The sequence below is a fragment of the Paucibacter sp. B51 genome, assembly GCF_027863535.1.
In the GTDB taxonomy this organism is placed as follows: Bacteria; Pseudomonadota; Gammaproteobacteria; order Burkholderiales; family Burkholderiaceae_C; genus Paucibacter_A; species Paucibacter_A aquatilis.
The window spans coordinates 1139236-1161026 of sequence record NZ_JAPIVN010000001.1 but is presented as its reverse complement, the minus strand read 5'-3'; the positions used below and the strand labels follow the sequence as shown (position 1 = coordinate 1161026).

Annotated in this window: 16 protein-coding genes; 4 read left to right on the top strand and 12 right to left on the bottom strand. The window is 65.2% G+C overall.

The genetic code is table 11. From position 1 onward, the window contains the following. Positions 1 to 1842 carry an ABC transporter substrate-binding protein gene (locus tag OOB33_RS04915; RefSeq protein WP_271007886.1) on the top strand — a complete coding sequence of 614 codons (1842 nt, stop codon included), beginning with the start codon at positions 1 to 3 and terminating at the stop codon, positions 1840 to 1842. Positions 1843 to 1869: 27 nt separating this feature from the next. Further along, positions 1870 to 3666, top strand: a complete 1797-nt coding sequence (locus tag OOB33_RS04910) for an ABC transporter substrate-binding protein (protein ID WP_271007885.1) — start codon at positions 1870 to 1872, stop codon at positions 3664 to 3666. A 23-nt stretch (positions 3667 to 3689) separates the two neighbouring features. Here OOB33_RS04910 and OOB33_RS04905 read toward each other — a convergent pair whose 3' ends face one another. From OOB33_RS04905 to OOB33_RS04885, 5 genes are all read right to left on the bottom strand, one after another. Beyond that, positions 3690 to 5291, bottom strand: coding sequence for an NAD(P)/FAD-dependent oxidoreductase (locus OOB33_RS04905; protein WP_271007884.1), 1602 nt, complete (start codon positions 5289 to 5291; stop codon positions 3690 to 3692). Then, positions 5281 to 5697, bottom strand: a complete 417-nt coding sequence (locus OOB33_RS04900; RefSeq protein WP_271007883.1) for a GtrA family protein — start codon at positions 5695 to 5697, stop codon at positions 5281 to 5283. The genes OOB33_RS04905 and OOB33_RS04900 overlap by 11 nt, the downstream gene beginning before the upstream one ends. Further along, positions 5675 to 7573: a hypothetical protein gene (locus OOB33_RS04895; RefSeq protein ID WP_271007882.1), complete on the bottom strand. Its 1899-nt coding sequence runs from the start codon at positions 7571 to 7573 to the stop codon at positions 5675 to 5677. The genes OOB33_RS04900 and OOB33_RS04895 overlap by 23 nt, the downstream gene beginning before the upstream one ends. 97 nt (positions 7574 to 7670) lie before the next feature. Then, positions 7671 to 8102 carry a pilin gene (locus OOB33_RS04890; RefSeq protein WP_271007881.1) on the bottom strand — a complete coding sequence of 144 codons (432 nt, stop codon included), beginning with the start codon at positions 8100 to 8102 and terminating at the stop codon, positions 7671 to 7673. 359 nt (positions 8103 to 8461) lie between these two features. Beyond that, entirely contained in the window at positions 8462 to 9238 is a 777-nt protein-coding gene (locus OOB33_RS04885) for an MBL fold metallo-hydrolase (RefSeq protein ID WP_102768669.1), read from the bottom strand. 308 nt (positions 9239 to 9546) lie between these two features. On the opposite strand from OOB33_RS04885, the gene OOB33_RS04880 reads away from it, so the two are divergent. Beyond that, positions 9547 to 13743, top strand: coding sequence for a DEAD/DEAH box helicase (locus OOB33_RS04880; protein WP_271007880.1), 4197 nt, complete (start codon positions 9547 to 9549; stop codon positions 13741 to 13743). 21 nt (positions 13744 to 13764) lie between these two features. On the opposite strand, the gene OOB33_RS04875 is transcribed toward OOB33_RS04880, so the two are convergent. Beyond that, positions 13765 to 15765: a cation:proton antiporter gene (locus tag OOB33_RS04875; protein ID WP_171829005.1), complete on the bottom strand. Its 2001-nt coding sequence runs from the start codon at positions 15763 to 15765 to the stop codon at positions 13765 to 13767. Between the two features lie 69 nt (positions 15766 to 15834). On the opposite strand from OOB33_RS04875, the gene OOB33_RS04870 reads away from it, so the two are divergent. Further along, positions 15835 to 16593: a hypothetical protein gene (locus tag OOB33_RS04870; RefSeq protein ID WP_271007879.1), complete on the top strand. Its 759-nt coding sequence runs from the start codon at positions 15835 to 15837 to the stop codon at positions 16591 to 16593. Positions 16594 to 16605: 12 nt separating this feature from the next. On the opposite strand, the gene OOB33_RS04865 is transcribed toward OOB33_RS04870, so the two are convergent. From OOB33_RS04865 to trhO, 6 genes are all read right to left on the bottom strand, one after another. Further along, the gene (locus OOB33_RS04865) at positions 16606 to 17535 is read right to left on the bottom strand and encodes a pseudouridine synthase (RefSeq protein WP_271007878.1); all 930 of its coding nucleotides are present in this window, start codon (positions 17533 to 17535) and stop codon (positions 16606 to 16608) included. A 12-nt stretch (positions 17536 to 17547) separates the two neighbouring features. After that, complete coding sequence (locus OOB33_RS04860) at positions 17548 to 18465, bottom strand: TIGR02285 family protein (RefSeq protein ID WP_271007877.1); 918 nt, start codon at positions 18463 to 18465, stop codon at positions 17548 to 17550. Between the two features lie 38 nt (positions 18466 to 18503). Continuing rightward, a complete protein-coding gene (locus OOB33_RS04855; RefSeq protein ID WP_102768675.1) occupies positions 18504 to 19805 on the bottom strand; it encodes a UDP-N-acetylglucosamine 1-carboxyvinyltransferase in 1302 nt (433 codons plus the stop codon). Positions 19806 to 19881: 76 nt separating this feature from the next. Next, the gene (locus tag OOB33_RS04850; protein WP_102768676.1) at positions 19882 to 20724 is read right to left on the bottom strand and encodes an SPFH domain-containing protein; all 843 of its coding nucleotides are present in this window, start codon (positions 20722 to 20724) and stop codon (positions 19882 to 19884) included. Positions 20725 to 20733: 9 nt separating this feature from the next. Beyond that, positions 20734 to 20925, bottom strand: coding sequence for a hypothetical protein (locus OOB33_RS04845; protein WP_102768677.1), 192 nt, complete (start codon positions 20923 to 20925; stop codon positions 20734 to 20736). A 21-nt stretch (positions 20926 to 20946) separates the two neighbouring features. After that, positions 20947 to 21780 carry an oxygen-dependent tRNA uridine(34) hydroxylase TrhO gene (gene trhO, locus OOB33_RS04840; RefSeq protein ID WP_243392816.1) on the bottom strand — a complete coding sequence of 278 codons (834 nt, stop codon included), beginning with the start codon at positions 21778 to 21780 and terminating at the stop codon, positions 20947 to 20949. Positions 21781 to 21791: the final 11 nt, after the last annotated feature.

The window sequence follows — 21791 nt, the reverse complement described above, 5'->3', positions numbered from 1 at the left end:
ATGACCCCGATTCAGAAGTTCCTGCGTGCCGCTGGCAGCCTGCTGTGCCTCGGTTTCTTGCACATCAGCGCCATGAGTGCGGCTGCGACAGCCGCTCCTGAGGAACCGGCGGCGCGCAAGGTCTTTCGCTACGCCTTCCTGGTGGCCGAAACAGGCTTTGACCCGGCGCAGATCAGCGACACCTATTCGCTGACGGTGACGCCACACATTTTTGAGGCGCTCTACAGCTACGACTACCTGGCCCGCCCGGTCAAGGCCAAACCGCTGACGGCGGCCGCCATGCCCGAGGTGTCGGCCGACTTCAAGACCTGGACGATCAAGATCCAGCCCGGCATCTACTTCACCGAACATCCCGCCTTCAAGGGCCAGAAGCGGGAGCTGGTGGCCGCCGACTACGTCTACAGCTTCAAGCGCTTTGCCGACCCGGCGCTGAAGAGCCCGATGTGGAACACCGTGGACGAGTGGGGCGTCAGCGGCCTGGCCGCCCTGCGCCTGAGCGCTCTCAATGGCAAGCGGGCCTTCGATGCCAAGCAGCCGATCGAGGGCCTGCGGGCGTTGGACCGCTACACCTTGCAGATCAAGCTGGACCAGCCCCGCCCGCGCCTGCTGGAGCAGCTGGCGCGAAGCGACCTGTTCGGTGCCGTGGCCTGGGAAGTGGCCGAGATGTACGGCCGCGACACCATGGAGCACCCGGTGGGCACCGGCCCATTTGTGCTGAAGGAATGGCGGCGCAGCTCCCGCATGGTGTTCGAGAAGAATCCCGGCTACCGCGAACGTTTCTACGACGCCGAACCGAATGCCGATGACGCCGAGGGCCAGGCCCTGGCCGCCCGCTTCAAGGGGCGGCGCATTCCCATGATCGACCGGGTGGAGATCGCCATCATCGAGGAGAACCAGCCGCGCTGGTTGTCCTTCCTGAACCGCGAGCATGATTTCCTGGAGCGGCTGCCACCGGATTTTGTCAACGTGGCCATTCCCCATGGCAAGCTGGCCCCCAACCTGGCCAAGCAGGGCATGCAGCTGAGCCGCGTGCTGGCGGCCGACAGCGCCTTCACCTTCTTCAATATGGAAGACCCCACGGTGGGCGGCTACAGCGCCGAGAAGGTGGCGCTGCGGCGCGCACTCTCGCTGGCCATCGATGTGGAGGGCGAGATCCGCCGCGTGCGCCGGGGCCAGGCCATCATCGCCCAATCCCTGATGCTGCCGCACACCAGCGGCTACTCGGCCAGCTACAAGAGCAGCATGGGCGACTACAGCCCGGCGCGGGCCAACGCCCTGCTGGATCTGTACGGCTATGTCGACCGCGATGGCGATGGCTGGCGCGACATGCCCGATGGCAGCCCGCTGGTGATCGAGGTGGCCAATCAGCCCGATGCCTTGTCGCGCCAGTATGACGAGCTCTGGCAGCGCAACCTCAATGCCGTGCGCATCAAGGCCCGCTTCATGCATGGCAAATGGCCCGAGCAGCTGAAGATGGCGCGGGCCGGCAAGCTCATGCTCTGGTACCTGGGCACCGTGGCCGCCGCCCCCGATGGCCTGCCCGCGCTGCAGCGGCTTTACGGGCCCCAGGCTGGCAACCAGAACCTGGGGCGCTTCAAGCATGCGGAGTTCGACGCCCTCTACGATCGGCTGCAGCTGATGCCCGACGGTCCGGAACGCGAAGCCTTGTTCCTGCAGGCCAAGCGCATCCAGGCGGCCCTGATGCCCATGAAGACCCATGTCCACCGTCTGGTGTCCGACATCTCGCAGCCCTGGCTGATCGGCTATCGCCGGCCCCTGTTCCGCTACGACTTCTGGCAGTACCTGGACATTGACACGGCGCGCCAGCCGGCCGCACGCTGAGGCAGCCGGAACCAGGGAGCGAGGACCATGCAAAGACGTGAGCTGATGGCCGCCGCCGGCCTGCTGGCGGCCAGCCCCTGGACCCAGGCCCTGCCCGACAGCGCGGCGAAACCCAAGCGCAAGGTTTTGCGCACCGCCTTCAACTCCGCCGAAGTGGGCTTTGACCCGCCCCAAGTTTCCGACCGCACCTCGGTCGCGGTGAACGCCCATATCTTTGAATCTCCACTGACCTACGACCTGCTGGCCCGGCCGGTGCAGCTGCGGCCGCAGACGGCGGCCGGCCTGCCCGAGGTGTCCGCCGATTTCAAGCGTTTTGTTTTCACCATCCGGCCCGGCATCTTCTTCGCCGACGACCCGGTGTTCCAGGGTCGGCGTCGTGAGCTGGTGGCGCAGGACTACGTCTACACCGTCAAACGCTTCTACGACCCGCGGCTCAAGACCGAACATCTCTACCAGTTCGAGAACGCCAAGATCCTGGGTTTGAGCGAGCTGCGCCAACACGCCATCGAGCGCAAGACCGCCTTCGACTACGACCGCGAAGTGACTGGCCTGCGGGCGCTGGACCGCTACCGCTTCGAGGTGCGCCTGGCCGAGCCGGACCCGCGCTTTGTGTACCTGTTTGCCAATGCCGGCTACACCGGCGCCGTGGCGCGCGAGGTGGTGGAGGCCTATGCCGAGGACCTTCTGGCGCATCCGGTGGGCACCGGCCCTTTCCGACTCAAGCACTGGCGGCGCAGCTCGCAGATCGTGCTGGAACGCAACCCCGGCTTCCGTGAGGAAGTTTTCGAGCCCGGCGAGGTACCGCCCGATGCCCAGAGCCAGGCCATCGCCCAGGCGCTGAAAGGGCGGCGCCTGCCGCTCCTGGACGAGGTGCAGATCAGCATCATCGTGGAGACCCAGCCGCGCTGGCTGGCCTTCAACGGCGGCGAGCTCGACCTGCTGGAGATGCCCACCGAGGTGGCCCCTTTGGCCCTGCCGGGCGGGCAGCTGGCACCCAATCTGCGCAAGCGCGGCGTGCAGGCCTTCACCAGCTATGGCGCCGACATCGGTTTCAGCTTCTTCAATATGGAAGACCCGGTGGTCGGGGGCCTGTCGCCGGAACGCGTGGCCCTGCGCCGCGCCATCGTGCTGGGCTATGACAACGAGGCCGAGATCCGCATCGTCTACAAAGGCCAGGCCGTGCCAGCGCAAACGATGCTGCCGCAAATGGTCTATGGCCACGACCCGGCCCTGCGCAGCGAAGCCGGGCGCCACGATATGGCGCGAGCGCGCGCCCTGCTGGATTTGTACGGCTACGACCAGCGCGATGCCGAAGGCTACCGCCTGCAACCGGACGGCAGCCGCCTGACCCTGCGCCGCGCCGGTACCGCGGGCAGTTCACGCCAGCGCATGATCGACGAGCTCTGGAAGAAGCAGATGGACGCGCTGGGCCTGCGCATCGAGTTCGAATCCGCCACTTTCGGTGAACTGATCAAGAAAGCGCTGGCCAAGCAGTTGATGATCTGGGGCTACATCTGGAGCGTGGGCGACCCTGACGGCGACTTCATCCTCGGCATGGGCTACGGCCCCAACGCCGGCCAAAGCAACGACGCCCAGTTCCGCCTGCCCGCCTACGACGCGCTCTACGCCCGCCAACGCCTGCTGGCCAACAGCCCGGAACGCTGGGCACTGCTCCAGCAACTCAACCGCCTGCTGCTCAGCTACATGCCCTATCAGCCCCACAACCATCCCTTGCGGGTGGACTTATGCCAGGCTGGGGTGAGGGGGTTTATCCGGCATCCATTCACGAGGGATGGGTGGAGGTTTGTGGATCTTGCGACTTGAATATTTTCGATTCAACATCGAATCTATTGCGCCACCACATGGTCACTCGAACCCTCGACTTCTTCGTGATAATCGTCATCGATGTTGATCGCCCATATCGCGGCTGGATCGGGACGATCAGTGAGAATTGCCTTGGCGGCCAACCGAGCAGATAGCATCGAGTGATCTTGATTGTTATAGCGATGCATACCATTGCGCCCAATCAAATATAGATTCGGGATCTCATCAAGATACTCGCGCAGCACATCAAACTGCTCATAGGATCGCCCGAAGTACCCAGGATAGGCCTTGGGCATGCGCAAAACCGTTGCGTCAATCAAATCACCTTCATCAGCTAAATTTAGCTGCCGCATCTCTCGTACCGCCAATTGCTTCAGGGCTTCATCGCTCATGGCCCACAACGCATCATCGTCTTTTGCAAAGAACTCCAAGCCAATCCAAACCGTTTCCGGATCAGCCACCATATAGGGGCTCCAGTTGTTGAAGATTTGCAAGCGACCCACCTTAACGCCGGGCTCCTGGATGTATATCCAGTTGTCTTTGACCAGATTCAATGGGCCACTCTGAGCCCCCGGCGTCTTGCGCAAGCGTTTGTAGAGCAGGCCGACGGTGATGAAGTCCCGATACTGCAATCCGCTCGCTATCTCAAGAACTCGTGGCACCGGTGCCGGCCTTAAAGCCTGTACCAGCTCACGCACCGGCATGGTCGACACAAATTGTTCCAGCTCGAAGTCAAGCCGCGTGCCATCGGGCCTCCGCGCACTGACCCCGGTTATACGGTGGTCTTTGCGCCTGATTTCATCAACTGCCAAGCCACGCAGCAGCTTCCCGCCGAGATGCTCGAACTCTTTAGCGGCCATTTCCCACATTTGACCGGGGCCATACTTGGGATAAAGGAAACTCTCGATCAACGAAGTCTGCTTCTCAGTGCCCCGCCCGCCGATTGCTTTTCGCGCCGCATGTGACAGCGCCTTGCCAATCGACAAACTCTTCACCCGCTGAGCGCCCCATGCTGCACTGATTTCATGGCAAGGCACCCCCCACACTTTTTCAGTGTACTCTTTGAAAAATTGCTGATATAGCTGTCGCCCGAATCGATTGATGAAGAAATCTTCGAGGCTTCGCTCTGGGCGAATGGGAGCCATGGCCGAGTACATATAGCTACCAGCAAAATTCAGGCAACGGATCGCCCCCATCTTGCGCGCCAAGTCAAATCCGGGCTTGAGCGGGTAATCAAAAAAATTACCCCCAAAGTAGATTCGCGACAACCGGCTACGAACCAGCATCACATTTTCTTGCGTCTCTCTTGCTGCAATTGCAGATCTACCGAGAAGTGTCTGATTTCCTTGATAGGCAAGACGCAAACCTGCTTCGTCATTCATGCCTTCAGGCAATGCAATTGGAAGCATTTCTCGCCACCAATCCATCACCCACTGCGATTTTGAAAAGAAACGGTGCCCGCCGATATCGATGCGATTACCTTTAAAATTGACTGTCTTTGAGATCCCACCAATATCTTGGGTTGCCTCGATGATTGTCACATCCTGCTTGCCCGCTCTCAGCAATTCCAGACCCGCCGTGAGGCCGGCTGGCCCTGCACCAACAATCAATACTTCAGTTTTCATAACGAATTTTTCTGAGAGGCAGACTCGCAAATAGCAGAGCCTTGCGCACACTGAAATTGAACATAAACACCAAAACTGCGGTCGGTAACTTGGCCCATTCAGGACTCATGGCGGCTCTCTGCACCAATAACCACAGCAACAATTGAGTCAATAGCAAGCCAGCAACGCCCACGGTACAGAATACAAGCAGTTCCTGCCGCCTATCTAGAATTCGACGCTGGAGAAACACCCAGCGCACACTCAAAACATAGGACGTCATCAAACCAACACTGAATCCAAGTGCAGCGGCAACCGGCACGGCTTGTCCCATTCGCAATGCAAGCAAATAAAGTGCAAAGTCAATCGCCAATGCCAGTGCGCTGCAAAGGGCATAGCGAACAAACTCAAACAAGTTGCTGACAGTCATAGAGATAAAAGCGCTGATCCGGAAAGGAGGGCAACTGAGGATTCCACACGGCCAAAGCTGGCATTCGGCCACGGGCTGAATGCAGAGCTTGATCAAAGACCATGTAGCGCAACTCGGCTTGCGTGCTGCAGAGTTGCTGCACAAGCACCAGAGGCGGGGTCAAGCACAGAGTTGAATCTGAACGACTCAATGCAGCGCCCATCCAGCAACTCTGCACATGCTTTCGCACAGGCTGCCAAGCATCCCAACGAGGTCCGAAGGCGCGCGCGGTACCTTCGTTGAACAGTAGGCCCGCGCCCTGGGCCTTCTCGTAATAGCTCGGGCGCCCCAAAAGCAACCAGGTCGGCGCCAACTGCTCGTGCCAGTACACCGATTGGCCAGGCGCGATCCAGGCTTGAAACGGATGTGTTCGTTGCAGAGCGCCAGTTTCCAACAGGCGCGTCCATTCACTGCGGCGGTCCCAATGCGGCAGACAAACCAGCACCATACATGCAAAAAATGCCGCTGAACTGATCCGCTGCCAGCCGCCTCGCTGCCAGCCCCACCATATCAGCAAGGGCAACGACAAAAGGACGGCCGGGAGTCGCAGAAAGTCAAACCAAAGCGGCAAATCTGGCTGATAAAGGTAGCCCATCGGCCATGGCAAGAAGGAATTCCAAAACATGCCTGCGCAAACCATCACGATGCACAGCACTGATCCAAGTCCTACCCAATAAGCCAACACAAGCCGCAACGTCAGACCTTTGTGCCAAGCAAACAAGCCGGCAGCCGACACCACCATCAACACCCAGCCCTCTTCCGCGCGGATCTCGACCACCAGGAGTGTCGCCAGAAGCAGGGTGACCAAGGCACGCGCGGTGGCCCGCTTGCTCGAATCTGATTCAAACCACAGCCCCAGCAGCAACGTCGGCAGGCAAGCCAAAACAAGAATTCGAACCAGCCAAAGCACGCGCCACAGCTGTAGCTGAGTTAGTAGCTGGTTCTGAAGAATGTCGGCACCAACGGCGGACAGAAGCAATAGCAAACTGGCCGCCAGCAATGTGGATCGACATAATCGTGACAGACTGGAAGGCAGGTGCCTGGCACCGATCCACAGCACGGCGGCTTCGAAAGCCAGAAATTGCCAGTCCACCCACGCCCAGCGCTGCACCAGAACTTCGTTGACCTCGGCAATCCAACGCCACCACTCAGAGTCGTAGGTCTTTAACATCAGTTCAAAGGGTGCAATTCCTCCCAAAGCCAGAATCGGCAGCAATGCAGGAAAGGCCAGCAAGCAGGACCAACGACGGTCATGCTCCATGAGATAGAGCGCACCGACTACCAAGGCGGGCAAACTCATCAACGGATGGCACAACGCTGCGGCAGCAACAAGCAGTACAGCAGCCATCATGCGCTTGCGTAGCAAGGCAACTAGCGCCCAAAGCACAAGTGGTTCGGCCAAGGTGCGCGCCGTCAGAAAATCTTCGGAAAAAGAAAATACTTGCCGCCCTTCATACCCGTGAGAAAGGCCTGCTGCAAAAAGCAACCCGAGCCAAAGTCGCAGACCTGAATCGAGCGACGGCTTCAGCAAGGCATAAATCGCACAGTAGCTGGCAATCTGGGCCACCAAAAGCCAAAAAAACTGTATCCCGGCCCAAGAAAAATGCTGAGCCAATGGGGCCATCAACCCGCTAAAAATCGAATAGCGATCTTGCGAGCCGTGCGCAAAAAACAGATCACCTGCCAGTACTGTTGGGGCCAGCGCCTGAAGCACCTGCCCCATGTACAAAATTCCGTCATGCCGCAAACCTGTATACGGACGTGCCATGAACAATGCCCAGACGACAACGGCAATACCAAGCACGAAGGGCAGGCGGCGTGATGAAATTGCTTGCATTCGGACTAAGGACCAATCCAACTTTGGATCTGCGAGATAGTTGCACAAAGAAAAAGGGGCCGAAGCCCCTTTTCATGAAAGACAAATCTGATCGAAATCAGGAATTATTCTTTGACAATGCAGCCGTGACCGCAGCAGGCATATTCGTCGAAGTAATCTTCCAAGTAATCGCTGCATCACCATTGGTCGGTTCCAAGACGATCGTGCCTGCCGAAGAATTTCCCATGGCATTGGCAGGAATCGTCGCAGTGATCTTACCGTCGGCAACGGCCACTTCGGAGACCAACGCGGTGGCCATGGTTGCGGGAACCCCGTTCGCGCCCAAGTCGCAATTCGTCAAGGCGCCCGTTTCTTGAGCGCAGAGAGCCACGCCTTGCTTGTACGCATTCAAGCTGGCCAGCGCCGATGCTGCTTTCGACTTCGAGGTGTAGTCCTTGTACTGCGGAATCGCCACCGCCGCCAAAATGCCGATGATCGCCACGACGATCATCAGTTCGATCAGTGTGAAACCTTGTTGAACGCGCTTCATGATGGGTACTCCTACGGGGTTGAACGGGACAGGGAACGAATGAAAGAAACAAAGAAGAGGGAACGCCCCCCCTGAATGCAGGGGTCGTGCCAGCATGCCCAGAGCTACTTGGCGTGAAATTTGGCACGAACCGCGGGCCGGCGAGCGGTGCGACTGACAATTTTGGTCAGTTGAGACCTGATGGACGGTGACGCAAAGAGTGACCTGACAATTTTTGTCAGGCCGGTGCTGACTGCCCGCAGTCGGTCAGAAGACGAGGTGCCAAAGCAAACGGCAACCCAGAGGTTGCCGTTTTTGCTGAAGCTTGGCCAACGAGTGGCGCCGAGATCACGCTCGGCGAACGTCGGCGGGCACTCCACTCAATCCAGATCCATCACCATCCCAGCCACCAATGCCTCGATTCGGTGGCGGCTGGCCAGAGCGGCGATTTCTTCCATGACGGCCAGGCCTTCGCCGGGTTTGATGTGGGTGATCTGCACGGCCACGCTGCCGGCGAGCTGGGCCAGTTCCACGCCCAGGCGGGCGGGGCTGAGGTGGCGGCTGAGGTCGGCCAGGCTTTGCTCGTCGTTGCTGAAGGCGGTTTCGATCACCAGATGGCTGACCTGCAACTGGGCCAGGCGGGCCCAGAGCGCCGGATTGGGGCCGGTGTCGCCGGTGAAGACCCAATGGCCGCGCAGGCCGGCAATGGCAAAACCGCAGGCCGGCACGGTGTGAGCGGCACTCAGCACTTCGACGCGGCGGCCACCCAGCTCCAGCACCTCGCCCACTTCAAAAGCATGCAGGCTCAGCACCGGCCGCTCGGCGCTGGGCAGCCGGGTGAAATCGGGCCAGATCACGCCGTTGAAGATGTGTTGGCGCAGCGCCTGCAGGGTTTGAGGCAGGCCATGCACCTGGATCGGCGGCCGGCCCGCCTCGGCGCGCAGGCGCAGCACCGAATCGGCCAGCAGCGGGATGGACAGCACATGGTCCAGATGGGAATGGGTGACCAGGATGTGGTCGATGCGCGCCAGCTCGTCGAGCGCCAGGTCGCCCACGCCCGTGCCGGCGTCGATGAGCACATCGTCGTCGAGCAAGAAAGCGGTGGTCTTGAAGCCGGCTGCAATGGCACCCGAGCAGCCGAGGACGCGAATTTTCATGGGGAGCATCAGTGGGCGGGAAAGCCGTCTTGGCGCCGATCCCGGAGGGGAAAAAACCGGTGCCGTTGACAGGGCCCTCCAATGTACTGAGCCCCGGCATCGAAACAAGGGAGCATTACCGGCTTGCGACTGAGAAAGTGCTCCGGCCCTTGCCGGGCAGCGCGGCGCCGTGATTTGCTGCACGGGACCGATAGGCCGGTCTGCGGCATCGAGGCGTGACTGGGGCCGCTTGGCATACTGTGCTGCTGCACGCTCGCGCCCCTCGCGCGCCCCTCGTGCTGTTCGCATGTCTCCCTCCGGCCCACCCCATGACCTCCAACGCTGCCCTGCCCCTTGACGCCACTGCCACGCCGGGCCTGGGCGAGATCGAGCAGGCCGTGCTCGATGCGCTGCTGCTCAGCGGTGGCACGCGCGGTGCGGCCGGGCTGGCGCAGTGGCTGGCCGCGGGCGGGGCCGATCTGCATGCCGTCGAAATCGGCGAAGCCTTGAAGCTGCTCAAGGCCCGAGGCCTGATCGAACAGCGCCCCGGCCACGGCTACCGTGCCGATCTGCAGCAGCATGCCGCGCGCCTGCAAGAGCTGCTGCGGCACCCGCCCGCCGCCCAGCCGCCCTACTGGCAGCGTCTGGCCTGGATGCTCAGCGGCGCCTACGGCGAGGTGACCCGCCCCATCAGCTGGCTGACCCTGCGCACCGACGAAGAAGCAGCCGTGCTGCTGCGCCTCTACCTGCACGCCGGCCTCAGCCAGGCGGCATTCCGCCAGGGCTTGCAAGGCAGCCTGGAGCTGCTCGACCAGCCCCTGCTGATCTGCAAAGTCCTCAGCGAACCCTGGCTGCCCGAGGCCATGGCGCGCATGGACAGCGCGCTGCGCAGCGAGCTGCTGGCCCTCTGCCTGGACCTGCTGCCCGCCGCCGACCCGCGCGCCCGGCAGATGCAAGCCTGGCTGCTCGACAGCCACGGCCACGGGGGAAGTTCGCGCAGCCGGGAGCTGACGCCCGAGCTGCGCAGCCAGCTGGCCGAGGCCCGCGCCCAAGCGCTCGATTTCAGCGGCATGCGCAGCCTGCTGGAGGGCGTGCACGGCCCCAGCCGGCCCGGCTTCGATGCGGCCGAATCCGCAGCCCAGGGCCGCTGGGCCGAGGCCGCCGCGCTGTTTGAACAGACCATGAGAGACGTGCGCAAGGCCAGCGGCGCACGCCGCGAGGCCCTGTCGCCCGAGCTGTCGCGGGTCTATGTGATGTGCTTGCTGGCCCAGGCCGATGCCGGGGCCTGGACCCTGGCGCACAAGTTCTGCATCGCCGAATCGGGCTCGCGCAAGCCCTCAGCCCACGAGGGCTGGGGCCGCTGGGCCCATGTCATCGGCAGCCGCCTCGGGGCCGACAGCCTGGACCCCAGCTGCCTGGCCTATCTGCCCGCGCTGGAGGCGCGCGAGCACAGCCTGGGCCAGGCGGCCGACCGCCTGCTGCTGGCCGCCTGGGCGCAGACCGAAGCCCCGGGATGGGCGCCGGCAGCGGCCCAGGCCCTGGTGCAGCGCCTGGCCGGCAGCGGCCAGCTCTGGCTGGCGGCCTGGGTGGCCGCCGCGGCCGAGCGCCTGGAGCTGGGGCCCATCGCACTGGACCTGCAAAGCCAAGCGCCGCCGCAGAGTTTTCTCGGCGCCCCGCGCGAGCCCTGGCGAGACGCCCTGGCCGCCATCGCCACCCTGGGTGACGAGAAGAAGGGTGGCAAGACCAGCGCCGACGGCCCCGAGCTGGCCTGGGCCCTGAGCCTGGACGCCCATGGCCGTGTGCAGGATGTCGAACCCTTCGAGCGCAGCATCGGCGCGCGCGCTGCGCTCAAACTGAAAGAGATCAGCCTGGGCAAGCTGAAAAAGAACGGCGCCGCCCATGCGCGTGACAACGCCGTGCTGCGCCACATCGAACGCAGCCTCTACGGCGGCGCCAACAGCTGGCAGCTCGATGTGTCGCAAGCCGCGGTCGCCCTGATCGGCCACCCCGCCCTGATGTTTGCCGACGCGCCGGGTCAATGGGTGGAGCTTGTCGAAGCGCAGCCCGAGCTGGAGGTGCGCCGGCGCCGGGATGCGGCCAGCGGCGCCGAGCACTTTGAGTTCCACATCCACCCGCCCCTGATCGCCAGCGAGCCACCGCGCCTGTTCGGCTGGCTGGGCAACAGCCACGACACCGAGCTGGCCAAGCGCGACGCCTTGCGCGTGTTGCGCGACGGGCCGCAGCATGCGCGCCTGATCCGCATCAGCAATGCTCAGCGCCGCGTCGCCGAGCTGGTCGCCCAGGGCTGGACCGTGCCGGTCAGCGCCACCGCCGAGCTGGGCGCCGCGCTGCAGGTGCTGAGCGCCCATTTCCAGCTGCACAGCGATGCCGCCGCCGGCCAGCTGGTGCCGGGCGACAGCCGCTTGCGGGCCCGGCTTCAGCCTCTGGGCGAGGGCTTGCAGCTGCAGCTGGTGGCCCAGCCCTTCGGCCACTTCGGGCCGGCCGTCACGCCGGGCCAGGGCCGGGCGCGCCTGATGTGCATGCACGAAGGCTTGAGCCTGGCCACCGAGCGCGACCTGCAGGCCGAGGCCGAGGCGCGCGCGGCCGTGCTGGAGGCTCTGCCCTTCCTCGACCCCGAGCAGGCGCCCGAGTCGCCCTGGCAATTGCTCGATGCCGAGGACGCGTTGCGCGCCGTCGAGCGCCTGCCCAGCCTGCCCGGTATCGCCGCGCTCGACTGGCCCAAAGGCAAGCCGCTGCGCGTGACGCCCCTGGCCAGCCCGGCGATGAGCGTCTCGGTGAGCAGCGGCCGCGATTGGCTGGGCCTGAGCGGCAGCGCCCAACTCGATGAATCGCGCGTGCTGGGCCTGCAAGAGCTGATGAAGCTGGCGCGCGAATCGCGCAGCCGCTTTGTGCGCCTGGCCGAGGGCGAATACCTGGCCTTGAGCGAACAGCTGCGCCAGCAGCTGCGCGAGCTCGATGCCGTGCTGCAGAGCAAGAAAGACCAGCTGCAGCTGCCGCCCGCGGCCGCCTCCTGGCTGGAGGACACGCTGGACGGCATGGCCGTGGCCGGTGACGCGCCCTGGCGCGCGCGCATGGACGCCTTGTCCCAGGCGGCACAGCAAACACCGGCCCTGCCCAAGGCCTTGCGCGCCGAGCTGCGTGGCTACCAGCTGGAGGGCTTCCAGTGGATGAGCCGACTGGCCGCAGCCGGTCTGGGCGCCTGCCTGGCCGATGACATGGGCCTGGGCAAGACGGTGCAGACCTTGGCCCTGCTGCTGGAACGCGCCGCCCTCGGCCCAGCCCTGGTGCTGGCGCCCACCTCGGTCTGCGGCAACTGGCTGGCCGAGGCCGCCCAGTTCGCGCCCAGCCTGCGCTGCAGCATTTACGGCGAAGACGCCGACCGCGCTGGCCTGATCGCCAACGCCGAGGCCGGTGACGTGTTGATCGTCAGTTATGCCCTAGGTCAGATCGATGGCGAGTTGCTGGCCGCCAAGCCCTGGGCCACCCTGGTGATGGACGAGGCGCAGGCGCTCAAGAACGCGGCCACCAAGCGAGCGCAATCGGTGGCGGAGTTCCAGGCCGGCTTCCGCCTGGCGCTCTCGGGCACGCCGGTCGAGAACCGCCTGGCCGATCTCTGGTCCATCATGAACCTGATCAACCCCGGCCTGCTCGGCAGCACGCGCCAGTTCAACGAACGCTTCGCCACGCCGATCGAGAAGCAGAAAGACGGCGCCGCCCGTCAGCGCCTGCGCCGCCTGGTCTCGCCCTTCCTGCTGCGCCGGACCAAGCAGCAGGTGCTGCAAGACCTGCCGCCCCGCACCGAGATCGTCCATCTGGTGCAGCCCAGCGCTGAGGAGAAAGCCTTTTTGGAAGCCCTGCGCCGCAACGCGCAAGAGGCCGTGTCCGCCGCCGCCAAGGCCGGCCAGCCCGCGCCCATGCAGGTGCTGGCCGAGCTGATGCGCTTGCGCCGCGCCGCCTGCGACCCGCGCCTGGTGGCGCCGGAGCTGGGCCTGATCGGCGCCAAACTCGGTGAGTTTGAACGCATCGTGCGCGAGCTGGTCGAGGGCTCGCACAAGGCCCTGGTGTTCAGCCAGTTCACCGACTACCTGACCCTGCTGGCCGAGCGCCTGCGGGCCATGGACGTGCCCTTCCAGTACCTCGATGGCAGCACGCCGGCGGCCGAGCGCAGCCAGCGGGTGGCCGCCTTCCAGCGCGGCGAGGGCGAGGTGTTCCTGATCAGCCTCAAGGCCGGCGGCTTCGGCCTCAACCTGACCATGGCCGACTATGTGCTGATCGTCGACCCCTGGTGGAACCCAGCCGCCGAAGACCAGGCCACCGGCCGCGCCCACCGCATGGGCCAGCAGCGGCCGGTCACGGTCTACCGCCTGGTGACGGCCGGCTCGGTGGAGGAACGAATCATCGACCTGCACCGCGACAAACGCGGCCTGGCCGATGGCATTCTGGAAGGCCAGGACGAGGCGACCGTGCTGGATGCGCAGGCCCTGGCGGCCCTGCTGCGCGGCTGAGCTGCAAAGCCGCCCACCGTTTCAATCGCTGCGCAGCAGCTTCTCCTCGGCCAGGGCCAGGGCCTCGGGCACGCCCGAGAGCACCAGGGTGTCGCCACCCTGCAGCAGCAACTGCTCATCAGCCGGCACCACCGCGCCGTTGACACGCCGCACCGACACCACCGACACCCCGGTCGCATGCAGGGCCAGCAAGCCCAGCGCCGTGTGCATATAGGGGCTGGCGGTGGGCAGGGTGACGGAGCGCAGGCGAGCATGCTGGCGTTCTTCGCCAGTGTCGTCATCGGCGCCGTGGAAATAGCCGCGCAAGAGACCATAACGCGCATCGCGCGCGTCACGGGTCAGGCGGATCACCCGGCGCATGGGCACGCCGACCAGGGCCAGGGCATGGCTGGCCAGCATCAGCGAGCCCTCGATGGCCTCGGGCACCACCTCGGTGGCGCCGGCGGCACGCAGGCGCTCGAGGTCGCTGTCGTCGATGGTGCGCACCACCACCGGCACCTGGGGCGCATGCGAATGCACCAGATGCAGGATCTTCAGGGCCGAGGGCGTGTCCGGGTAGCTGACCACCACGGCGCTGGCGCGGGCCAGGCCGGCGGCCATCAGGCTTTGCAGGCGGGCGGCATCACCGAACACCACACTCTGCCCGGCCGCGGCCGCCTGGCGCACCCGGTCGGGGTCCAGGTCCAGGGCCATATAGGGGATGTTTTCGCCATCGAGCAAGCGGGCCAGGTTCTGGCCGCTGCGGCCGTAGCCGCAGATGATCACATGGGCCTGCGCCTTGATGGACTTCTTGGCGATCGTGGTCAGCTGCAGGGACTGCATCATCCAGTCGCTGCTGGACAGCTTCATGACGATGCGGTTGCTGTACATGATCAAGAACGGCGTGGCCAGCATGGACAGCACCATGCTCGCCAGCACCGCGCTGACCCACTGCGGCGCGATCAGCTGGTGCTGGGCGCCCAGGGTCAGCAACACAAAGCCGAACTCACCCGCTTGGGCCAGGTACAGGCCGGTGCGCAAGGCCACGCCGGTGGGCGCCTTGAACAACCAGGCCAGGCCGGCAATCAGGGCGAACTTGGCCAGCACCGGCAGCAGGCTCAGCACGATGACCAGCAGCCATTGCTCGGTCAGGGTGCTCCAGTCCAGCTTCATGCCGATGGTGATGAAGAACAGGCCCAGCAGCACATCGTGGAAGGGCCGGATGTCGGTCTCCACCTGGTGCTTGTATTCGGTCTCGGCGATCAGCATGCCGGCGACAAAAGCGCCCAGCGCCAGCGAAAGGCCGGCATGCTCGGTCAGCCAGGCCAGGCCCAGGGTGACCAGCAGCAGATTGAGCATGAAGAGTTCGTCGCTCTTGCGCCGCGCCACCAGGGTCAGCCACCAGCGCATCAGCTTCTGGCCACCCACCAGCAGCAAGGCCAGCAGGGCGACCGCCTTGAGCAAGGCCCAGCCCAGGGACTGGGCCATGGCCGAGCCATCGCTGTTGAGCGCCGGGATCAGCACCAGCAAGGGCACGACGGCCAGATCCTGGAACAGCAGCACACCGACCACGCGGCGGCCATGCTCGCTCTCCAGCTCCAGGCGCTCGGCCATCAGCTTGACGACGATGGCCGTGCTGCTCATGGCCATGGCCGCGCCCAGCACCAGGGCGCCTTGCCAGCTCAATTCCCAGGGCAGGCCGAGCAGCTGCAAGCCGGCGCGCAGCAGGTAGTGGCCGGCGATAGTGGCGACGATGGTGATCAGCACCTGCAAGAGCCCGAGGCCGAAGACCAGGTGACGCATGCTGCGCAGCTTGGGCAGGTTGAACTCCAGCCCGATCACGAACATCAGAAACACCACGCCGAACTCGGCCAGGTAGCGGATGCCCACCGTGTCGCCCGCCAGGGCCAGGGCATTGGGGCCGATCAACACGCCCACGGCCAGATAGCCCAGCATGGGCGGCAGCTTCAGCAAGCGGCAAGCGACCACGCCCAGCACGGCAGCAATCAGGTAGATGAGGGCCAGGTCGAGCGCAGTGATCATGGGCCCGATATTAGCGGGCAGGTGCCACCCCCCATCTGTGGAAACAAGCCGCTATGCTCCCGCCTCACCATGGCACGCCACATTGATCGCCCACAGCGGACCTGGCCGGGGCTGAAACGCCAGGCCCTGCTGCTTGTCGGCCTCGCCTCAGCGGTCTTGGGCGCTGAAGCCGATCCGGGCTATTACCTGGTGCGTCCCTACGCCGCCGCCGGCAAGAGCTCGCTGGACCTGCGCTACTGGAGCGTCCAGGCCCCGGGCGAGGCGGCCTTGCTCTGGCCCGAGCTGGGCCTGCGCCACGGCTTCAGCGAGCGCTGGACCAGCGAGATCCTGCTCAGCTGGATCGGCCCCGGTTGGCGCTCGCAAAAGCTCAGCTCGCTGAACTGGATGAACCAGTGGCTGCTCAGCAGCCCCGACAGCGAGCATGAGCTGGCCCTGCACACCCAGCTGATCCACAACCGCGGCCGCCACGCCGGCACGGCGCTGGAGATCGGCCCGAGCTGGCAGGGCGATTGGGGCCTGAGTCGCCTCAACCTCAACCTGCTGCTGGAGCACGACTGGGCCCGCCGCGAGGGCACCCAGCTCAAGCTGCAGTGGCAGGTATCGCGGCCGCTGCAGCCGGGCCTGCGCCTGGGCCTGCAAGGCTTTGGCGAGCTGGGGCGCTGGAACCACTGGCTGCCCGCCGCCCGGCAGTCGCAGCGTGCCGGGCCCATGCTGCACTGGGTGCCCGAGGGCCAGCAGGGCCTGAGCTTCAACGCCGCCTACCTCTGGGGCCGCACCTACGGCCGGCGCGGCGATATGTTCAGCGCCCAGCTGCTGCTGGATTTCTAAGCCACCCGGCCCTCAGAAGGCCAGCAGCTGCCGCTGGCTCTCGAACTCGCGCTGCGCGCCGCTGATCGGGTCGCGAAAGGCCAGGCCGCGCGCCAGCAGCTGCAGGGGCTGGCTGTAGTCCGGCGCCTCGATGGGCTCGGGTGGCAGCAAGTGCGGGTAGATGCGGTCGCCCAGCAAAGGCAGGCCCAGGGCGTTCATATGGGCGCGCAGCTGGTGCTTCTGGCCGGTGCTGGGGCTCAGGCGGTAGCGGGCCAGGGGCAGGCTGGGGTGGCGCTGCAGCAGCTCGACCTGCGTCTCGGCATTGGGCTCGCCCGCCACCTCTTCCATCTGCATGAAGGCCTCGCTGCGCTCCTGCAGGCGGCTGCGGCGGGTCAGCGGCAGGCTCAGGCCCAGCGGCTCGGGCAGGCCGGCCACGGCCTCGTAGACCTTGTGCACGGCGCGCTCGCGGAACAGGGCTTGGTAGGCGCCACGCGTGGCCGGCTGCAGGCTGAAGACCACCAGGCCGGCGGTCTCGCGGTCGATGCGGTGGATGGGGCTGAGATCGGCCAGGCCGGTGGCGCGGCGCAGCCGGGTCAGCAGGGTCTGCTGCACAAAGCGGCCGCTGGGCAGCACCGGCAGGAAATGCGGCTTGTCGGCCACCAGCAGCAACTCGTCCTGGAACAGGATCTGCGCCTCGAAGGGCACCTCCGGTTCACGCTCCAGCTGGCGCCAGTAGTAGATGCGCGTGGCCGGCCGGTAGGGCGCGTCCACCGGCAAGACCTGACCCCGCTCGTCCAGCACCAGGCCCTGGGCAAAGCGATCGCACCACTCCGCACGGCTCAGGCGCGGCAGGCGCTCCACCAGGTAGTCGAGCAGGCTGGACCAGCGCCCGGCCGGGCAGGCCAGCACGCTGGCCCCGACGCCATCGCGCAAAGGCAGGGCCAGCTTGGGCGGGCGGCTCATGGCGGGCTCGCCTCAGTCGATCTGCGGCCCGCCGCGGGCGCGTTCGTCGAGGTAGCGCTTGAGGCGCTGGCGGTCACCCTCGTCCAGGCTGCTGCCGCGCCAGGACTGGATCCAGGCCTCGCGCTGCGGGTCGGCTGCCATCTTGCGCACCGCCTGGTCGATGGCCTCGATCTGCTTGCGCCCTTCGGGCGTGCGGCTGCAGGCGTAGGTGGCCAGCTGGGTGCTGATGCCCTCCTGCACCGGCAGCTTGATCAGCTCGGTGCTCGGCAAGCCCTGGCTTTTCAGGTACTCATCGACCGCACTGGGGTAGTCGAGGGTGTAGTCCATGCGCTGGGCCAGCAGCATGGCCAGCAGATGCATATGCCGGCCGGCCACCACGGACTTGGGCGCCTTGCTGCCCGCGGCCTGCAGGGCGGCATCGATTTTGGGTCCGTAGGCGCGGTCGCGCGGCAAGAGGCCAACCAGATCGCTCTGCAGCAGCTCGGCCAGCGGCACCTGGCGGCCGGCGCGCTCGAAACGTTCGAAGCGCGGCGCCAGCTCGCGCCGTGCAATCACCGCCAGCTGGCGCGACACCAGGGGTGGGTGCACATGGGTGAAGTACAGCCAGCCCAGGCGCTCGGGCGTGCTGACATGCAGGGGCGAGCACAGGGTCTGGCCCTGGCGCACCAGGGCTTCGAAGCGCGGGAAACCGGCATCGAGAAACTCATGCCGGTACTGCGGCAGCTGCTGGATCAGCAGGCGCAAAAAGCCGTCGATCTCGCCATGGCCCACCAGCTCAGACGCGCGCTGCGGCGGCTTGCCGCCGGGGTAGGTGAAATGGGGCGGCACATCGCGCACCATCCAGCGGATCACGCCGGGCTCGGGGCCTGGGTCGGTAGGCGCCGTCTGCGCACTCGCCCACATCGGGCTCAAGCACAGCCATGCGCTCAAGCACCAGCGCCAGCGCCGGCCGCCCTGGACCCCGTGTTTCACTCGCCGTCGACCCACTCGATGCGGGCACCCAGCGAGCAGATGTTCTCGACGAATTGCGGGTGGGCGCGGCGGATCGGTGTGGCGTTGCGGATCACCGATTTGCCCGAGATGCTGGCCGCCACCATCAGCAGGGCAATGGCCACGCGGATGATGTAGGGGCTCTCCACCTCGGCCGGGTGCAGCGGCTTGCCGCCGAAGGTGACCATGCGATGCGGGTCGGACAGGAAGGCGTGGCCGCCGAACTTGCTCAGCTCCGAGGTCCAGCCCATGGCGCCGTCGTAGATCTTGTTCCAGAACATCACGCTGCCTTCGGCCTTGATGCCCAGGGCCACGAAGATGGGCAGCAGGTCCACCGGCAGGTAGGGCCAGGGCGCGGCCTCGACCTTTTGCAGGATGTTGCGGGTGAAGGGCTCCTTGACCTTGAGCGGGCCTTGCGTCTCGGCGCGCGACCAGCCGTTCTCGTGCACGATCTGCACGCCGAACTTGGCAAAGGTACGGTCGATCAGGGGGAACTGCTCGGGTGTGGAGTTCTTCACCTCGACCCGGCCGCCGGTGATGGCGCCCAGGGCCAGGAAGGTGACGATCTCGTGGAAATCCTCGGCGAAAGTGAACTCGCCGCCGCCCAGGCGCTCGACGCCGTGGATGGTCAGGCGCGAGGTGCCCAGGCCTTCGATCTGCGCGCCCAACATCTTCAGAAAGGCACAGAACTCCTGCACATGGGGCTCGGAGGCGGCGTTCATCAGCGTCGAGCGGCCCTGGGCCAGGGCGGCGCAAAGCACGAAGTTCTCGGTGGTGGTGACCGAAGCGTAGTCGGTCCAGTGGTCGTTGGCCCGCAGGCGGGCCGGCACGGCCAGGACCAGGCCATCGGGCTGGCGCTCGACGCTGGCACCGAAACGCTGGAAGACCTCGACATGGGGGTCGATCTCGCGCACGCCCAGGGTGCAGCCGGTCACATCGTCCTCGATGCGGGCCGAGCAGAAGCGCGCCAGCAGGCCCGGCACCAGCATGATGGAGCTGCGCATTTCCTCGGGCAGGCGGTCGCGCGCGGCGTCGAAACAGGTGTCGCGGTGGTGCAGGTCCAGCACCCGGGTCTTGGCGTCCATCTCGACCGAGCTGCCGAGGCTGCGGAAGACCTCGAGGATCTTCTTCACGTCCGTGATGTCGGGCACCCCGTGCAGGCGCACCGGCTCGCGCGTCAGCAGGGTCGCGCAGAGGATGGGCAGGACGGCGTTCTTGTTGGCCGAGGGAACGATGCGGCCGGCAAGAGGCGTGCCGCCGTGGACGATGAGATTGGACATGGACGGAGAAAGGATCGCAGGGGCACCGAAGCGGTGAGCCCGATTATCGTTGCCCTGGCAAAAACCCCGGCGGGGCTCAGCGCACCGGCACCAGGGGCTGGGCGCCCGGACTCATCAGCACGGTGTTGCCGGCCTTGCCCGCCACGGCAATGGCCGTGTCGCGGTGGATCTCAGCCAGCTTGATCTCTTTCAAGGCCGGGGTCAGCGATTCGCTGACGATGCGATTGGCACGCGCCTCGCCCTCAGCCTGCACGATCAGGCGCTCGGCCTCGGCCTTGGCCAGTTCGATCTCCTTGCGCTTCTTCTCGATCGCCTGATCGGTCTCGGCGCGCTGGCGAATGGCCGCCTCGATGGCGGGGTCGGTCAGCAGGTTGCGGACATTGACCGCGGTGATGACAAAAGCCCCCTTGTCATTGGCATCGAGCTCTTTTTGCAACTCGGAGCGCACCATCTCGGCCAGCTCGGTGCGCTTGGTGTGCATGGTGGTGGCATCCAGCTGGGCGATGGCTTTGTAGACGGCCTCGCGCGCCTCGCGCGACACGCGGCTGAAGGCGATCACCAGATCCTTGGTGCCGCCCTTGACGATGTCGCCATGCTTGACCACATCACCCTGGTACTTCACATACAAGCCGGGCACGGCGCTGGGCGTGGTCTTGAAGTAGATGTCCAGGTCCACATCCTTCATGGTCAGGTTGTCCCGGCTCTTGGGCGTCATGTCGTAGAGCGAGAAGCTGACTTCCTTGGTGGTGAACTCATCCACTGACTTGAACAGGGTGAAGTAGACGCCGGGCGGCAAGGACTCGGCGCCCACCTTGCCCAGCGTACGCTCGACACCGACGTTGCCGGTGTCGATCTGGCTGCAGGCACTCATCAAGGCGCACAGGCCGATCAGGCCAAAAGTCCGGACAAAACGCTTCATGGAGAGCTTTCAGAGCAAGTGGATGGGAGGATAGAAATAGGCCAGCAGCAGCAGGGCCAGCAAGCCCAGGAACAACACGCCCAGGCGCCAGGCATGGCGCGAAGCCAGGCTCAACAGAGACTGGCGGCGAGCGGGCGCCAGCAGCTGCCAGCCGATGTACAGCAGCAGCCCGAGCCCCAGCAGAAGTACAAATTGCCGCATCTCACCGTCCTTTATGTCGGGTCAGGCGCCCGGGTCGAGCCGGCGCGCACGCGCGAGGCGCCAGGCTTGCTTGGGGTCATCGCCATAGACCTGCTCGGCCGTGGTGGCGGTTTCCTGCAGGCGCGTGTCGATGGCCATGCGCTTGTCGAAGACAAAACACTCGCCCTGCCAATCGGCCGCAGCATCGGGCATCTGCTCGAAATAGCTGACGATGCCGCCGTCCAGTTGGTAGACCTCCAGGCCCTGGCTTTGCATCCAGGCGCTGGTCTTCTCGCAGCGGATGCCGCCGGTGCAGTACATGGCGATGCGCTTGCCCTCGGCCTTCCAGGCTTCGGCGTGAGCGGCCACATAGGCCGGGAAATCGCGGAAATGCGCGACCTCGGGGTCGACCGCATTCTTGAAACGGCCCAGCCGGTATTCAAAGCTGTTGCGGTTGTCCAGCACCAGCACATCGGGCTCGTTGAGCAACTCGCGCCAGCGCTGCGGAGAGACATGGGTGTCGGGCAGCTCCGGGTCGGGCAGGCCGCTGACGCCGGGCACGCCGAAGGCGACGATCTCGGGCTTGCAATGCACCTTGATCAAGGTGAAAGGCCGCGTGGTGCAGGCGCTGTGCTTGAAGGCCATGCCCGCGAAGGCGCCGCCAAACAACGCATCCTGCTGCAGCGCTTGCTCAAACGCCGCCAGGGCGGCGGCCGGCGCAGCGATGGCGCCGCTGATGCCCTCGGCCGCAACCAGGATGTTGCCGCCGATTCCGGTCTCGGGCCCGCTCAGTTCGCGCAGCCGCGCGGCCACCGCTTCCGGCTCGGCCAGAGCCACGAAGCGGTAGAAGGAGGAATGGACATGTGGCTCGTTCATCACGCTCATCA

Excerpts from the sequence above, each read along its gene's own strand:
- trhO (WP_243392816.1), bottom strand. The coding sequence starts at position 21,780 with ATGAACGAGCCACATGTCCATTCCTCCTTCTACCGCTTCGTGGCTCTG.
- OOB33_RS04870 (WP_271007879.1), top strand. The coding sequence starts at position 15,835 with ATGGCACGCCACATTGATCGCCCACAGCGGACCTGGCCGGGGCTGAAA.
- OOB33_RS04850 (WP_102768676.1), bottom strand. The coding sequence starts at position 20,724 with ATGAAGCGTTTTGTCCGGACTTTTGGCCTGATCGGCCTGTGCGCCTTG.
- OOB33_RS04845 (WP_102768677.1), bottom strand. The coding sequence starts at position 20,925 with ATGCGGCAATTTGTACTTCTGCTGGGGCTCGGGCTGCTGCTGTACATC.
- OOB33_RS04875 (WP_171829005.1), bottom strand. The coding sequence starts at position 15,765 with ATGATCACTGCGCTCGACCTGGCCCTCATCTACCTGATTGCTGCCGTG.
- OOB33_RS04865 (WP_271007878.1), bottom strand. The coding sequence starts at position 17,535 with ATGAGCCGCCCGCCCAAGCTGGCCCTGCCTTTGCGCGATGGCGTCGGG.
- OOB33_RS04915 (WP_271007886.1), top strand. The coding sequence starts at position 1 with ATGACCCCGATTCAGAAGTTCCTGCGTGCCGCTGGCAGCCTGCTGTGC.
- OOB33_RS04890 (WP_271007881.1), bottom strand. The coding sequence starts at position 8,102 with ATGAAGCGCGTTCAACAAGGTTTCACACTGATCGAACTGATGATCGTC.
- OOB33_RS04905 (WP_271007884.1), bottom strand. The coding sequence starts at position 5,291 with ATGAAAACTGAAGTATTGATTGTTGGTGCAGGGCCAGCCGGCCTCACG.
- OOB33_RS04855 (WP_102768675.1), bottom strand. The coding sequence starts at position 19,805 with ATGTCCAATCTCATCGTCCACGGCGGCACGCCTCTTGCCGGCCGCATC.
- OOB33_RS04895 (WP_271007882.1), bottom strand. The coding sequence starts at position 7,573 with ATGCAAGCAATTTCATCACGCCGCCTGCCCTTCGTGCTTGGTATTGCC.
- OOB33_RS04900 (WP_271007883.1), bottom strand. The coding sequence starts at position 5,697 with ATGACTGTCAGCAACTTGTTTGAGTTTGTTCGCTATGCCCTTTGCAGC.
- OOB33_RS04910 (WP_271007885.1), top strand. The coding sequence starts at position 1,870 with ATGCAAAGACGTGAGCTGATGGCCGCCGCCGGCCTGCTGGCGGCCAGC.
- OOB33_RS04885 (WP_102768669.1), bottom strand. The coding sequence starts at position 9,238 with ATGAAAATTCGCGTCCTCGGCTGCTCGGGTGCCATTGCAGCCGGCTTC.
- OOB33_RS04880 (WP_271007880.1), top strand. The coding sequence starts at position 9,547 with ATGACCTCCAACGCTGCCCTGCCCCTTGACGCCACTGCCACGCCGGGC.